Annotated in this window: 16 protein-coding genes; 4 read left to right on the top strand and 12 right to left on the bottom strand. The window is 38.7% G+C overall.

All coding sequences use genetic code 11. From position 1 onward, the window contains the following. Positions 1-186: 186 nt before the first annotated feature. The 3 genes from SB775_RS06060 to SB775_RS06070 form a co-directional block, all read right to left on the bottom strand. Positions 187-1,158 (bottom strand): bile acid:sodium symporter family protein, encoded by a 972-nt coding sequence (locus SB775_RS06060; protein WP_410860873.1) that lies wholly within the window; start codon positions 1,156-1,158, stop codon positions 187-189. A gap of 180 nt (positions 1,159-1,338) precedes the next feature. Further along, a complete protein-coding gene (locus tag SB775_RS06065) occupies positions 1,339-2,535 on the bottom strand; it encodes an MFS transporter (protein ID WP_410860874.1) in 1,197 nt (398 codons plus the stop codon). Between the two features lie 104 nt (positions 2,536-2,639). Further along, entirely contained in the window at positions 2,640-4,775 is a 2,136-nt protein-coding gene (locus SB775_RS06070) for a PAS domain S-box protein (RefSeq protein ID WP_410860875.1), read from the bottom strand. A 381-nt stretch (positions 4,776-5,156) separates the two neighbouring features. Between SB775_RS06070 and SB775_RS06075 the strand changes: the two genes are divergently transcribed. Continuing rightward, positions 5,157-6,065, top strand: coding sequence for a YitT family protein (locus SB775_RS06075; RefSeq protein WP_061463485.1), 909 nt, complete (start codon positions 5,157-5,159; stop codon positions 6,063-6,065). 87 nt (positions 6,066-6,152) lie between these two features. On the opposite strand, the gene SB775_RS06080 is transcribed toward SB775_RS06075, so the two are convergent. The 4 genes from SB775_RS06080 to SB775_RS06095 all read right to left on the bottom strand — a co-directional run bounded on the left by SB775_RS06080 (position 6,153) and on the right by SB775_RS06095 (position 10,730). Beyond that, positions 6,153-6,347 (bottom strand): cold-shock protein, encoded by a 195-nt coding sequence (locus tag SB775_RS06080; RefSeq protein ID WP_034307294.1) that lies wholly within the window; start codon positions 6,345-6,347, stop codon positions 6,153-6,155. An 858-nt stretch (positions 6,348-7,205) separates the two neighbouring features. After that, on the bottom strand, positions 7,206-7,412 hold the full coding sequence (locus tag SB775_RS06085; RefSeq protein ID WP_061463486.1) for a cold-inducible protein YdjO-related protein: 207 nt from the start codon (positions 7,410-7,412) through the stop codon (positions 7,206-7,208). Between the two features lie 132 nt (positions 7,413-7,544). Then, on the bottom strand, positions 7,545-9,668 hold the full coding sequence (gene recQ, locus SB775_RS06090) for a DNA helicase RecQ (RefSeq protein WP_410860878.1): 2,124 nt from the start codon (positions 9,666-9,668) through the stop codon (positions 7,545-7,547). Positions 9,669-9,824: 156 nt separating this feature from the next. After that, on the bottom strand, positions 9,825-10,730 hold the full coding sequence (locus SB775_RS06095; RefSeq protein ID WP_410860879.1) for a LysM peptidoglycan-binding domain-containing protein: 906 nt from the start codon (positions 10,728-10,730) through the stop codon (positions 9,825-9,827). Positions 10,731-10,987: 257 nt separating this feature from the next. Between SB775_RS06095 and SB775_RS06100 the strand changes: the two genes are divergently transcribed. The 3 genes from SB775_RS06100 to SB775_RS06110 are packed head-to-tail and all read left to right on the top strand — an operon-like array spanning position 10,988 to position 12,070. Continuing rightward, entirely contained in the window at positions 10,988-11,221 is a 234-nt protein-coding gene (locus SB775_RS06100) for a spore coat associated protein CotJA (RefSeq protein WP_061463488.1), read from the top strand. After that, a complete protein-coding gene (locus SB775_RS06105; RefSeq protein WP_061463489.1) occupies positions 11,222-11,488 on the top strand; it encodes a spore coat protein CotJB in 267 nt (88 codons plus the stop codon). Between the two features lie 12 nt (positions 11,489-11,500). Then, the gene (locus SB775_RS06110; protein WP_061463490.1) at positions 11,501-12,070 is read left to right on the top strand and encodes a manganese catalase family protein; all 570 of its coding nucleotides are present in this window, start codon (positions 11,501-11,503) and stop codon (positions 12,068-12,070) included. 48 nt (positions 12,071-12,118) lie between these two features. Here the strand turns inward: SB775_RS06110 and SB775_RS06115 are convergent, their stop codons facing one another. The 5 genes from SB775_RS06115 to SB775_RS06135 form a co-directional block, all read right to left on the bottom strand. Then, positions 12,119-12,991, bottom strand: a complete 873-nt coding sequence (locus SB775_RS06115) for a CvfB family protein (protein ID WP_410860881.1) — start codon at positions 12,989-12,991, stop codon at positions 12,119-12,121. Between the two features lie 294 nt (positions 12,992-13,285). Next, positions 13,286-13,495 carry a response regulator gene (locus tag SB775_RS06120; RefSeq protein WP_410860882.1) on the bottom strand — a complete coding sequence of 70 codons (210 nt, stop codon included), beginning with the start codon at positions 13,493-13,495 and terminating at the stop codon, positions 13,286-13,288. A 43-nt stretch (positions 13,496-13,538) separates the two neighbouring features. Next, positions 13,539-13,901, bottom strand: coding sequence for a sensor histidine kinase (locus SB775_RS06125; protein WP_410860883.1), 363 nt, complete (start codon positions 13,899-13,901; stop codon positions 13,539-13,541). Next, the gene (locus SB775_RS06130; RefSeq protein ID WP_410860884.1) at positions 13,873-14,151 is read right to left on the bottom strand and encodes a histidine kinase; all 279 of its coding nucleotides are present in this window, start codon (positions 14,149-14,151) and stop codon (positions 13,873-13,875) included. The genes SB775_RS06125 and SB775_RS06130 overlap by 29 nt, the downstream gene beginning before the upstream one ends. Next, positions 14,148-14,285 carry a histidine kinase dimerization/phospho-acceptor domain-containing protein gene (locus SB775_RS06135; RefSeq protein WP_410860886.1) on the bottom strand — a complete coding sequence of 46 codons (138 nt, stop codon included), beginning with the start codon at positions 14,283-14,285 and terminating at the stop codon, positions 14,148-14,150. The genes SB775_RS06130 and SB775_RS06135 overlap by 4 nt, the downstream gene beginning before the upstream one ends. Positions 14,286-14,328: the final 43 nt, after the last annotated feature.

Below are 14,328 nucleotides of genomic sequence, written 5' to 3' on the forward strand. Positions count from 1 at the left end.
ATTCTCTACCTTCCATTAAATCATATTATTTCCAAAAATAAAAAACTGATTGCTCTTGATACCAAAAATCCAGGTAGCCCATCTCCTGATGTTAACATCCTATCTTTCTTTAAACGGTACCCTACCACTTCTATCATTAAAAAAGGCAGAACGGGATTCATTTGTCCCATTCTGCCTTTTTTTGTATTACTGTTTCAATGATTCCTGCCCCGTCATGGAACTCCCTTTGATTTTGTGTGCTCTTTTTGACCAGTAGGTCGCAAGCAAAGGACCGGATATATTATGCCAAACACTGAAGATTGCGCTCGGGACGGCCGCCAGTGGCGAAAAGTGAGCTGTGGCTAATGCAGCACCTAAACCTGAGTTTTGCATGCCCACTTCAATTGAAATCGCTTTTTGATCTTCGTATGGAAGTTTTAACACTTTAGCTGCAAGAAATCCAAGTAATAATCCAAATGAATTATGCAGCACAACCACCCCGAATATAGCCAGCCCTGATTCAAGTATCTTGTCTTTATTTGAACTGACAACTGCAGCGACGACTGCCACGATTGTCACAACGGATATCAATGGAAGTGCTTTAGTTCCCTGACTTACTTTCTCTTTAAAAATGAATTTTACAAGGAGCCCTAATAAAATAGGGACCAAAACGATCTGGAAGATAGAAAATAGCATATCTTTTCCTGAAACCGGCAGCCATTTACTAGCAAGTAAATAGGTTAGTGCCGGCGTTAAAAACGGTGCAAGCAAAGTGGATACAGAAGTGACCGCCACTGATAATGCCGTATTTCCTTTAGCTAAAAATGTCATTACATTTGACGCTGTACCTCCCGGACAACATCCAACAAGGATCACTCCGACAGCCACTTCAGGTGAAAGTTCCAAGCTAGTTGCTAGGAGATATGCCACACCAGGCATGATGATGAATTGTGCAGCCACACCGATAAAAACGGATATCGGCTGCTTCAATACAGCTTTAAAATCACTAAACGAGAGAGTGAGTCCCATCCCAAACATTATTATTCCAAGTAAAATGGATATGTATGGAGCAATCCATTTAAATGCATCCGGAAAAATCATTGCTAACACAGCAAATAGGAGAACCCAAATGGCAAAAGAGTTTCCAGCTGCCTTACTTATTTTCGCTAACTTATCCATAATCCCTAGTAGACCACCTTTTCTAATTTATAATTAGATTATACTTCATATTCAGAAAATAACAATTAATTCTGACAATTGGGAACTGAGGCCTCCCTCTCATGGACGAGCAAAAAAGACCTCTTCACCATTTAAGATGAAAAGGCCTCTTGCTTTCAATAAGGGAAAAATTTAATACTATTATTTTTCTAATATACCAGTGGTTTTCTTCATTACTTTTAGGTTTTTATCTAACCTCATGAGCCATACCGTGAGCAGCATCCCAATCAGTGTAAGTAAACCGTAAAATAAATACACTGCGTATATCCCTGATTTATCCAAGATTATCCCGCCGCTGAAGGTACTGAACCAGTTTCCCAATCCATTGCCAATAGCGGAATAGAGCGTTATTGCTGTAACTGTTATGCGGGCCGGGACGACTTCCCGAATATATTGTAATGCCGCAGGAATGAATAGGCCAAGTGAAAACCCTTGAATGATCGAAGTTACATATACGGTAGCCAAACTTGGTTCTGTAAAATACAAAACCCAGCGAACCAATGAAGCCGTTCCAGCCAATAAGGTTATTGGCAGCAGGCCCATTTTATGAATCCAGGTACCTGCCATTCTCATAAATGGAATTTCCGACAATACAGCTAAAAGGAACGCAATGCCAATTCCTGTATATGTCCCGCCTCTTGCCTCTACAAACAAACCATAGTAAACATTATTTGCAAGGTTTGGACCAAAAATCAAGAACGTTATAGCAAGAAAGATAAGGAAACGTTTCATGGTGATCAATTCTTTCATTCCACCGAAAAGTTTTCCCTTTTCTCCAGGAGCCTCTTCAGGCAAACGAAGAGCAAGACTAGCTGCGATCAATAGACCGAAGAAAAAGGCATAAAATATAACGGAAGGACCAATGAAGGATTCCGATAACTTTCCCATTACAAACACGGCCACACCGTAACCGAGTGAACCGAATAAACGGATTTTCCCATAATTCGATTTAATTCTTGTTGTATATTGAAGAGTGATGCTGTCTGAAACTGGTATAATGGCGCTTTGAAAGATAGCCAGGGCAATTGCGACGGATACTATAAGTAAATAGTGCTCAAACAGCAAGTAACCTAACCCTAATACCCCAGCAAGCAACGATGTAATTGCAAGTATTTTTGCTGGTTTTCCGCTCCAATCACAGACAATTCCCCAAAAGGGTTGAAAAACGATCATCACTATCGGTCCAACAGACATGATCATACCTATTTCAATACCAGACAAACCTACCTCATTGGCTAAATAAACGCTTAATAGCGGTGTTAAACTTCCCACTGCAAAAAATGAAAATAGGTAAAATACCTTCAAGCTAAAAATATTAGCATGCTTTTGTTTTTCCAAATCCAGTTTCCCCCATGCTGTATCTACTAAACCACCATATAACTCCACAAATTCTGCATTTCATTATATCCCTGCAACTTTTTCATTGCCTTCTAAGAAAAGGCTTATTTCGCAGGGAGCACAATATTAAAGGCTGTACCCCTATTAACCTCGCTTTCGACAAAGACATTTCCCAAGTGGCTTTCTATTATTTTAAAGCTGATCATGAGACCTAACCCATTACCGGATTTTTTCGTTGTGAAAAATGGCTCTCCCAATCTCTTAAGCTGCTCTGGCGGTATCCCGATTCCTGTGTCTCTTATGGAGATATGCACTTTATCCTCTTTAAGCTCAGTAATGACTTTTATGACCCCGCCGTCAGGCATGGCTTCCATACCATTTTTAATGAAGTTCAATATGACTTGTTTTAAACGATTCTCATCACATTGTACGAGGATTTTTTCGTAAAAACAATCCCAAACCAGTGCGACTTTCTTCTTTCTTGCATCAAACTCCGTCAAAGATAACACGTTTTGAATGATTGGTATAATATTCTTCGTTTCCAATATCAACGACTGTGGTTTGGCCAATTGTAAGAATTCTTCAACTATCTCATTCACACGATTGATTTCATCCATAATAATTTCTAGATATTCTTGTTTATTTTCATCTGTTTCATCTAATTGCAAAAATTCTGTATACCCTTTCATGGAGGTCAGCGGATTCCGTATTTCATGTGCAACACCAGCAGCAAGCTGACCGACGGCAGCCAATTTATCCTGCCGATGGAGCATTTCTTCCGATTGTTTACGCTCAGTTATATCATGTCTAAGTGCCAAAAATTGAAATGGCTTACCTTCTTCGCTGAAAAATGGAACAATTGTTGTATCGACCCAATAAAAACTGCCATCTTTCGCCCTGTTTCTAATTTCACCTTTCCAAACCTTGCGTTGATGGATGGTCTTCCACATTTCATCAAAGAATTCCTTTGGGTGGAATCCGGAATTAACCAAATTATGAGTATGGCCGATCAATTCAGTTTTCTTGTAGCCGGAAACCTCCGAGAACTTTTCATTTACTTCAATAATGACCCCTTTATCATCGGTAATCGCCACTATCGAGGATTGGTTGATGGCATAATGCATATCCTTTAGTTCCTTGATTGAACCCTTTAAAGCATTTTCTGCTTTTTTACGACTGGTAATATCCGAACGGATGGAAATGTATTGATAGGGTTTGCCCCTTTTCATAAAAGGAACGATTGTTGTTTCCACCCAATAAACATCACCATCTTTAGCCCGATTGCATATTTCACCATTCCATGTTTTGCCCTGGCTGATCGTTAGCCATAAGTCAGTGAAAAATTCTTTTGCATGATAACCCGAATTGATGATGGAATGGTTTTTCCCTATTAGTTCATGTTCTTCATATTGAGATATTTCCAGGAATTTTTCGTTAACATATGTAATGATTCCTTTTGCATCCGTGATGGCGACGATCGCCGATAGATCTAAAGCATAACGGATATCGCTCACAGTATTATCACTTCTTGCCAACCTCCGGCCTACGATCGTGCTTGAAGCAATCAAGCTGGCAAGGATGAACAATGAGATAAAGCAAGTTAGATAAAGCATAAAAGGAGTGAGCGGAACAAATTCACCTGTTACATTTTTACCATCCATCGGTAACACTCTCAAAAAAAGATAGTACCCTTCAATGATTGCCCCGCTCATCATGAGGGTACTGACTGGCTTTAGTGAGGATTGACTTAATTTATTAAAATAAAATAATATTGCCAGGGCTGCTACAAATAAACTAAAGACACTGAAAAGCGTACTGGCGACCAACAATATGCTAAATTGCAAAGAGTGGTTTAAAGAAGACGTTCCCATAATATAATTGGACAATATTGCCATAGTGAACATGAAACCGCAAAAAACGATTTGCAGTATTTGTGTTTTATATGATATCGCCAATAACCCAACCCCTGCGAGAGCAATCGCTAAAACTAATGAAAAAATTATTGTAAAAAAGTTGAATGCTGCCACCCCAGAATTATCAAGGGTTAATATGACAACAAAGTTAAGCATCCAAATAGCCACTCCCATAGAGCAGCTGCTCCCTATATACAATAGGCGATTATATTTCTCGGTCGTCAGTAACGATGTCAGTAAATCCAACGCCGTATAACACGCCATTATTAACAAAAGTACCGCAATCATAAAGAGGACAGGATTTGATGCCACAATTGATTGTCCCATTTTTTTCTTGATCACCTCTACCGTTCTATTCTCCTATATTGTAATGGAAATTCATAGTACCTCCAAGGTTTTTTATTTCCTTATTCCTATATATTTACACACTAAATCTTTGGTGTCCCACACATCACATGAAAATGGAGTTTTTTTCATAAATTCAATAAAATGAGAAATACTATTCTTTTGTATAGAGTAAAATAAAAATACATGATAATGACAAGCATTCACAACCTGCTTCATCATCGCATGACATACTCAAGAATAACAAAAAGAATTATTCAGAAATATATTAATTAAGAATGTTAATTTCTTTATTTAATTATACCTATAGGTTTATAATTAAATAGAACGTATATAGAGAGAAGGGAGTGGGGGGGCATGATTATGTCAGACCTGGCAGGTGCAAGTACAACAGAAATTATGCACAAGAAGACCCAGCATAAAAAATTAACACTGAGACAAATATTACAAAGAGGACTTTTAATTACGATCGGTGCCGTTTTAATGGCTGTCGGCCTCGAGATTTTTTTAGTGCCGAATAACGTAATCGACGGAGGCATAACGGGAATATCGATTATGTTGTCTTACATTACGGGATGGAAACTTGGTATTTTTCTTTTCGTTTTGAATCTTCCTTTCTTTTTTATCGGTTATAAACAAATTGGAAAAACCTTCGCATTATCTACTCTGTATGGGATTTTAGTCCTTTCTATTACCACTGCATTGCTTCATCACGTACCAGCTTTCACTCAAGATATCCTCCTAGCATCCGCTTTTGGCGGAATGATTCTTGGCATTGGTGTTGGAATGGTCATTCGATATGGCGGCTCATTGGATGGTACAGAAATACTTGCTATACTCGCTAGCAAGAAGATCCCTTTTTCCGTTGGGGAGATCGTCATGTTTTTTAATTTATTCATCCTTGGCAGTGCAGGCTTCGTTTTCTCATGGGATCGCGCCATGTATTCGATCATAGCTTACTTCGTAGCTTATAAAACGATGGATATCGTCATCGCTGGTTTGGATGAGTCCAAATTTGTTTGGATTATCAGTGATGAATTTGGTGATATCGGCGACGCCATAATGAATCGCCTTGGACGCGGCGTAACATTTTTAGCTGGCGAAGGTGCTTATTCTGGTGATGATAAAAAAGTCATCTTTTGTGTAATAAACAGGCTTGAGGAAGCTAAACTTAAAGATATAGTCAAAAGCTTTGACCCTTCTGCATTTCTTGCCGTAGGGGATATCGCGGAAGTTCGGGGCGGCCGATTCAAGAAAAAAGATATTCACTAATCATTCACCTGCTTTTTGCTTCAAACAATTGGCAAAAAGATAAAAAAAGCTGAAGGGATAATCCCCTTCAGCTTTTTTTATACAGTCTTAATAGTTTCTTGGATTGTTGATTGCTTGAAGCATTCTGGTGCCGGGTTTCATCTCGCTGCTACATAACGGACAAACGTGTTCATCATTACTTGTAAAGTTATCGCGAATCCAACCTTTGCAATCTTCTGATGTACATTCCCACACCTTTGTTTCTTCAGGAATGATTTCTTCCGTATTATTTCTTCTATACATGTATCTCACTCCTTAGAATTGAATTGACTTCGTCATGCATAACAGATCACAAGCCATAAAGATAAAAGAAGAATAGATGGCGATTAATCTAAATAGTGAGTAAATACCCATTCGCTTAACCATTGATTATTGTTCACTACACCCAAATTTTCCGAGTGGGAAGAACTTAAGATTACGACATGAATTTTTAATATCTCAGTAACCATTATATCATATATATGCTTTTTATATTTGAGTAAAGATTCTAAAGTAGAAATGATTCCTTAAATCTCATTAAATGAAACACAGCCCCTGACTTACCCTTCAAGATAATAGAGGCTGCGCTGTTCAAGAATCCATTCCATATGGTTCTTCCTGCTCGATCGGATAAACAATTCAAAGCGAATCGAGCATGAGAGTAATTTTAGTGCCAAAACCTAAAACAATGAAAGCCCTGCCTCTCTCCCATCCATACGGTTCCTAGACCGTGCCTGCGAGAATCAGATAAAAGCTTGTAAGTACATGTTTATTAATTAAAACCGTCCGTAATTCCAATTGGGAAAATTAAATTCCAAAAGATAAATGGTACATAGAAGTAAGTTAATGAAGAACAGAAATGGATCGAGGAAAATACTTGGTAATAAGATGTATTTCATTTTTCTAGATGTGTTTAACTTGTTTCTACTCCATCATGAAAATGATGGAAAATTATTTTATTAATAAAAATGTTACTTTAAATTACCCTCCAGCGTTTTCTTAACAACACTGAAATTATATCTTATCATATATATTTATATATGTAAAGCATTAAACCAGATTATACTCACTCTGGCATATTTCTTTCAAGCAAAAAAAATAAAGAGGCATAATTCACCTCTTTTATTTAAATGCATTATACTCATTTTCAATTTTTGGGAGTTCCCTGACTTCCTCGACTAATTGACTACCGCACATTGGGCAATCATAGTTTTCCGATGCAAAATCTTTTCTCATCCAACCATTACAATCTGCTGATCCGCACGCATATACTATCGTATCTTCCATAACGATTTCTGGTTCCTCTGAATTCTTTTTACCAAAATACATGAGCAACCTCCTCTTTTTTATATAAAGACTCTGATTAAAGGCGCGAAATCCCACCTTTTTATCATTCCTAGTATACGCATTAAACCAAATTCTTATTTATTCATTGAAAAAATATTCCAAAAGCCTAATCACCTATGCGTTTTCCAATCCTGCTTTAACCAAGATCGCTTTAATCATAAAGTAGGAAAAGTGCTCAGGTAAGGCTTCTTTTAGCGGTTTTAGTTTTTCAGAATCCAATTGTTTCGCAGTTTCCAATACAAGGTCATACTCTTTATCCGAGAAAATCCCTTCCCATTTGATATCCAAATGTTCCTCTGCACACTTTAATAAATGATTTTCAATTGAAATGGAAGACAGACCTCTCATTGTCCCGATTTCCTTGATTGATTTGCCTTCCTGATATAAGCGATAGCTTTCTAAATGTGATGGAGTATTGCTTCTCTTTACTGCTTCCTTTGTAACCATTTTATTCGTTTCTAATTCAGGATGTGCCTGTACATAATGGGAAATTCCTTCTAGGAACACGGCGCCGAAGCGTTCGAACTTCTGGGTGCCCACCCCTTTTACTTCTAGGAATTCCTGCTCTGTTTTCGGCAGTTTGACGGCCATATCCTTCAAAGATGCATCGGAAAAAATAATGAATGGTGGTACATTTTCCTTACCTGCCAATTCTTTTCTTAACTGTCTCAACTCATTGAATAACCCATGATCTACACTGATGCTGCTTACTTTTTTTATTTCCTTACGCAGGACCTTTTTCTGTCCCAACAGCACTTCCCTTCCAGCATTGGTCACTTTAAGGACTGGAAATTGGCCCCCGGTCATTTCGATATACTGTTTTGCTGTAAGGAAATCAATGAAATCACCTACATCCTTTGCAGATTGATTATTGATGATTCCATAGGTGGAAAGCTTCTGAAAGCCGAACTCTTCAATTTTCTTATTTCGTGATCCCGTAAGCACTTGGGAGATCATCGTTTTACCGAATCGCTCACCCATTCGCAACATGCATGAAAGGACCATCTGTGCTTGTGTAGTTACTTCAATAGAGTCACGTTTATCTGTACAATTTTCACAATGACCGCAATCCTCAGGATTTTCCTCTCCAAAGTATTGAAGAATGAAGGCTTGCAAACACCCTTCAGTAAAACAATAATCCTTCATTTTGTTCAACTTCTTCAATTCCTGTGATTGCCACTCCTGGGAAGGGTTTGATTGATCAATCAGAAAACGCTGAATCTGCATATCCTGGGGGGAATACAAAAGGATGCATTCACTCTCCAAACCATCCCTTCCTGCACGACCTGCTTCCTGATAATAACTCTCCATGTTCTTTGGAGTTTGGTAATGAATGACGTATCTGACATTAGACTTATCGATTCCCATCCCAAATGCAGATGTCGCTACCATTAAAGGAACGTCATCACGAATGAATTGGTCTTGCTGTTCCGAACGGTCTTGTTCATTCATGCCAGCATGGTATCGACCTGTCTTGAATCCGGCTTTATTAAGCTTGGCATGCAACGAATCGACTTCTTTCCTAGTGGCTGCATATATGATACCCGACTCATTCTTGTTTTTCTCTATATAGCGCATTAAAAAACGTCCGCGGTTTTCTTCTTTCACAACGGAAAAGAACAAGTTATCTCTTGAAAATCCCGTTGATATTGTATGCTGCCCTGATATTCCGAGCGACTGACAAATATCATCGGTTACATGCGGTGTGGCTGTTGCCGTTAATGCCAGTACAGTAGGAGCTGATGGCATGTTTTTCAATAAGGTCTTGATTTTTAAATAGCTTGGTCTGAAGTCATGGCCCCATTGAGATATGCAATGGGCTTCATCAATGGCCACCAATGAAATGTCCACATTAAATAAATCCTGTTGAAATGCAGCATTTTCCAAACGTTCCGGTGCCACATAAACCAACTTATATCTTCCTTGCTTAATATCGTTCATTCTATTGGATGATTCTAACCCCGAAATGGAGCTATTAAGAAATGTGGCATCAATCCCGTTTTGTTCGAGGGCATCTACTTGGTCCTTCATCAAGGAAATAAGTGGGGATATCACGAGTGTTACACCAGGTAACAAGAGGGCCGGGATTTGGTAACATATTGATTTACCTCCGCCAGTAGGCATGATTCCCGCTGTGTTTATTCCTCCCAACACCTGTTCGATAATCTGTTCCTGACCTTTTCGGAATGACTCATAACCAAAATATTCCTGTAAATATTCACGTGCTTTTTCCATCAATTTACTACTCCTCCTATTTACCTTGTAAGGATCGGTAAGGATCTATTTCTTTCATTGTACCTGCTTTTCCCGTGAACCAAAAGGACAAAAAGAGTAGACACATTAAATCTCCGTGTCTACTCTTTTCGATATATAAACATGTTTTGCATGGATGAATTAATTCAAGACTTGCAATTTAACGTTTTTAACGCCCCAATTCACGGCATCCTTTTCGTTAGGTATAAAAATGTCCACTCTATTTCCTTTGATAGCACTGCCCGTATCTGCTGCCGTTGCGTAGCCATAACCCTCTATATAAACTTTCGATCCAAGTGGAATGACTGAAGGGTCCACGGAAATTACTTTAGCATCTGGATTAGCTTTCAAGTCGACCCCTGTGGCTGTTGTACCGCTGCAGCCTTGACAATCAGCCGTATAGGCAGTTGCTCTAACAGTTATCTCTTTTTTAATTCCTGCTTGATCCTTGGATTCATTGTTTGTTACAGCTGGTTCCGATTGTTCTGCTGGCTTTGATTGTTCTTCTGGCTTTGACTGTTCAACTGGCTTTGATTGTTCTTCTGGCTTTGATTGTTCAACTGGCTTTGATTGTTCTTCTGGCTTTGATTGTTCAACTGGCTTTGATTGTTCTGCTGGCTTTGATTGTTCTGCTGGTGCAGCTTGCTCTGATTTTTGCTCAGGCCCAACACTCGCCGCTTCGACTTTGTTAGCCGCTGGTTTAATGACCAATTCTTGATCAGGATGGATTGTATCTGAATTTAAACCGTTCCAGGATTTAATATCATTTACTGCTACATCATATTTGTCTGCAATTTCCGATAATGTGTCTCCTGACTTGACTTTATAATGCTCTTCTTGAGAAATATGTAAGGTTCCTCCGGCATAAATCATGTCTGAAGACAAATCGTTCCAAGACTTAATATCTTCTATTGATACTTTATATGTTTGAGATATCCCCCATAATGTGTCTCCATCTTTCACTTTGACATCTTCTGCATGAACCGGAATTGTGAAAGCACCGGATATTGCAGCCGCTGCCGCTAACGATAAGATTGATTTTTTCATATGTTGTTACCTCCTTGTGAGCTGCTTTATAAGCTAACGAGTTCAATCTTAACATAGTTTTTTTCTATACAAAGAACAAACAGATAAAGAATAGATGACAAACATCACAGGAAGATAACGGGACTATAACAAGGTGTTTTAATATTCTGAAAACACATCTTTTCCCAGTTATCTCCCACATCATACTAATGGAGTCATATTATGTATTACCCAAGCATAATAATTAGAGGCTACATCTATACAAAGGAGGTATTTTTTTGACTCGCGAAAAGACTTTTACCTTAGTTAAATCATACAAACCTTTCCATAGTAAATTCGATCCGTGCCCGCCTATTGGGAGAAAGTATTTCAGGACACCTCCTAATTTGTATATTAATTTTCAACCGCCGAATTTGGAGCAGTTCACACCGGAGGAAGCTTTGAAATACGGTACACTTTGGAAGTTCTTTTATGATTTCTATGATAATCCATATCGGGAAAGGGAGACGTAAATGAATAAGAAACTGGATGATGAATATTATCAGCTGCTTGAACAAATACAGGCTGCGGATTTCGTACTTGTCGAGTTGACTCATTATTTGGATACACATCCTAATGACCAGCAAGCATTACAGCAATTCAATCAATTTCATGAATATTCCAAACAATTGAAATCGGTTTTTGAGCCTAAATACGGTCCCTTATTGGGTTTTGGAAACAGTCCAGGCGGTGAAAATAAATGGGAATGGGGCCAAGGCCCTTGGCCCTGGCAGGTATAAGGAGAGATATCTATGTGGGTGTATGAAAAGAAACTGCAATATCCAGTTAAAGTAAGAGACTGTAATCCTAGATTGGCAAAATATTTAATAGAACAATACGGAGGGGCTGATGGTGAATTGGCTGCAGCACTCCGTTACTTAAATCAACGATATACAATACCCGATAAAGTCATCGGATTACTTACGGATATCGGAACAGAAGAATTCGCTCACCTAGAAATGATTGCCACCATGGTTTATAAGCTTACAAAGGACGCCACACCACAGCAGATGGTTGCAGCAGGTCTTGGCGAACATTATGCGAATCATGATGGTGCACTTTTCTATCAAAATGCAGCAGGCGATCCATGGACAGCCACATATATCCAAGCTAAAGGCGATCCTATTGCTGATTTATATGAAGATATTGCCGCTGAAGAGAAAGCTCGTGCAACCTATCAATGGTTGATTGACATCTCAGATGACCCGGATATCAATGATTCACTAAGATTTTTAAGGGAAAGAGAGATTGTACATTCCATGAGGTTCAGGGAAGCTGTAGAAATCCTAAAAGAGGACAAAGGGAAAAAAAAGTTTTTTTAATAAAATTCAAATAGAAAAGGCAACGGAAAAGCTTCCGCTGCCTTTTTGTCATTTACGGTCTGAAGAATATGTCCATCCGTCTTCCTGGTAAATCTTCTCTTCTTTCATCAGTTTGCCGAGAGCACGTTTGAACGCTCCCTTGCTTAAACCGAAGTGAAACTGGATATCATCAGGTGGTGTTTTGTCACCATAAGGCATAGCACCGCCACGATTCATTAAATAAGTGAAAATGACATCAGCATCTTCCCCCATTAAATCTTGTTTAAAGGGAAATAAAGAAACGTTTAGCGTTCCATCTTCTTTACTATCAATGACGCGCCCTTCAACTAATTCACCAAGACGTGGCTCCTCCTTGCGTTCACTTTCGTGAATGAAGCAGCGATATCCTTCTTCGGAAACAAAGAAAGACCCAACCATAAGCAAACGATAGACATTTCCCTTAACAGTGGTGTTACGGACTCCTTTTAAAGGAGCTTTTACAGCAATCTCCTGGATTACATCTTCCGTAGCAAGTTTACCAAACAGGCGGTCATTGCGATCTGTCTTAAGGGATACATATAGACGATCACCAATCTCAGGCCATAAACGATCAATATTCGGTAGGTCATCAAGGGATACAAGTATATCTTTGGAAAGGCCGATGTTCACAAAAACACCAAGTTTCCTTTTCACATTGACAACTTCCGCCCAACCATACTGATCAATCTGAATTTCGGGAATCTTCATTGTGGCTGTTAGCCTTGCTTGTTTATCGTGGTAGATGAACACAGTAACTTCATCACCAAGCTCAAGTTCCGTTCCTTCATTCATTTCACTATGATGAAGTAAGACATCTTCTGAACCATCAGTTAAAAACCATCCGAAATCAGCCTTACGTTCCACTTCTAACTCTACAGCCAAACCGGCCTGAATTTTTTGCATGTATATAAATCCTCCTGTAACTTACCTTTACCTACAATTGTACCCAATTATTTATTTTTCCAACATATTTGAATTTATCATTTTTTTGTTGTTCTGTATACCCATTACGGTTTTTTATTTTTTAACCCATGTCATCTTCGTGGAAGGCATCACAGGGACCAGAATCTGCCTTTGTTACCATTACTGAACAAGGTATGCATAATTACTTTGGATAATTGCCTCGGTTTATATGGTTTAACTAAAAAACCCTTAAATCCCAATGAAATACCCTTTTCCCTTTCATCAAGTCCGTCGTTACAAAAACGGGAAGCTCATTCTAGTCACTAGATCCTTTAACTCCCTCAGGATTGCCCAGCCGTCCATTTCTCCCTCTTCAAGAAGGATATCTAGTACAATGGCATCCGGAGGTGAGGTTTTTAGCTTTTGAAATGCCTTTCTTCCACTATTAAAATAGCTAACTTGGAAGCCACTTTCCATCAAATCATATTTGAGCAGTTCCGCCAAAGTTATTATCATCTTCAATGACCATAATATCATAGCTCAGTTTTCATGACTGTCCATCATTGTTGAGACCCACTTCTTTCTGGGTTACTCTAGCAATGATATGGTAAATGTACTTCCATGTCCGTAATTGGGAAAACACCGTAACATATCCGCCGTGTGACTTTATGACTTCATCAACAATGGCTAATCCAAGGCCAGTTCCCCCAATCATCCGGCGATCTGAATTATCGACCCTATAAAATTTCTGGAATAAATGCGGCAGTGATTCTTTTGGGATGCCAAGCCCCTCATCCTTGATATCAATGAAAAGCATATCGTCCCAGCTATATGCACGGATAGAGACCCTGCCCCCATCCGGCGAATATTTGATTGAATTGCTAAAAAAGGTTGAAAAAGCCTTGTTCAATTTTTAAGTGATCACCTAAGATCATTATATCCTTGGTTTCGATTTTGAGTCGGATATCATGTTGTACTGTATTTATTTCTAAATGTTCAATTACTTTTTGAATTAATGGTATGATTTCTACATTTTTTTCATATATCTGTTTACCGGACTCCATCCTTTGAACACCCAGGAAATCATTGATAAGTGCGGTAAGTCTTCTTGCTTCATTGTAGATTGTCTGTACATATTTTGTCTGTCTTTCGGATTTCATGGGTTTGTCAGCATCAATTCGGTAAAACCATGGACGCTTGCAAGCGGTGTTCTTAATTCATGACTAACTGTACTGACAAATTCGGACTTCATTTGATCCACTTCATCTTCTTTTGCAATATCACGATAAACCAAAATTGTCCCAAAACCTTAGTCATAATTAGCCGGTTAAGCTTTT

The organism is Peribacillus sp. SIMBA_075 (assembly GCF_046534585.1).

What these genes read in the sequence shown, in the direction of transcription:
- SB775_RS06095 (WP_410860879.1), bottom strand. Translation starts at nt 10,730, where the DNA reads ATGAAAAAATCAATCTTATCGTTAGCGGCAGCGGCTGCAATATCCGGT.
- SB775_RS06075 (WP_061463485.1), top strand. Translation starts at nt 5,157, where the DNA reads ATGTCAGACCTGGCAGGTGCAAGTACAACAGAAATTATGCACAAGAAG.
- SB775_RS06080 (WP_034307294.1), bottom strand. Translation starts at nt 6,347, where the DNA reads ATGTATAGAAGAAATAATACGGAAGAAATCATTCCTGAAGAAACAAAG.
- SB775_RS06130 (WP_410860884.1), bottom strand. Translation starts at nt 14,151, where the DNA reads ATGAAATCCGAAAGACAGACAAAATATGTACAGACAATCTACAATGAA.
- SB775_RS06070 (WP_410860875.1), bottom strand. Translation starts at nt 4,775, where the DNA reads ATGGGACAATCAATTGTGGCATCAAATCCTGTCCTCTTTATGATTGCG.
- SB775_RS06105 (WP_061463489.1), top strand. Translation starts at nt 11,222, where the DNA reads ATGAATAAGAAACTGGATGATGAATATTATCAGCTGCTTGAACAAATA.
- SB775_RS06115 (WP_410860881.1), bottom strand. Translation starts at nt 12,991, where the DNA reads ATGCAAAAAATTCAGGCCGGTTTGGCTGTAGAGTTAGAAGTGGAACGT.
- SB775_RS06110 (WP_061463490.1), top strand. Translation starts at nt 11,501, where the DNA reads ATGTGGGTGTATGAAAAGAAACTGCAATATCCAGTTAAAGTAAGAGAC.
- SB775_RS06060 (WP_410860873.1), bottom strand. Translation starts at nt 1,158, where the DNA reads ATGGATAAGTTAGCGAAAATAAGTAAGGCAGCTGGAAACTCTTTTGCC.
- SB775_RS06085 (WP_061463486.1), bottom strand. Translation starts at nt 7,412, where the DNA reads ATGTATTTTGGTAAAAAGAATTCAGAGGAACCAGAAATCGTTATGGAA.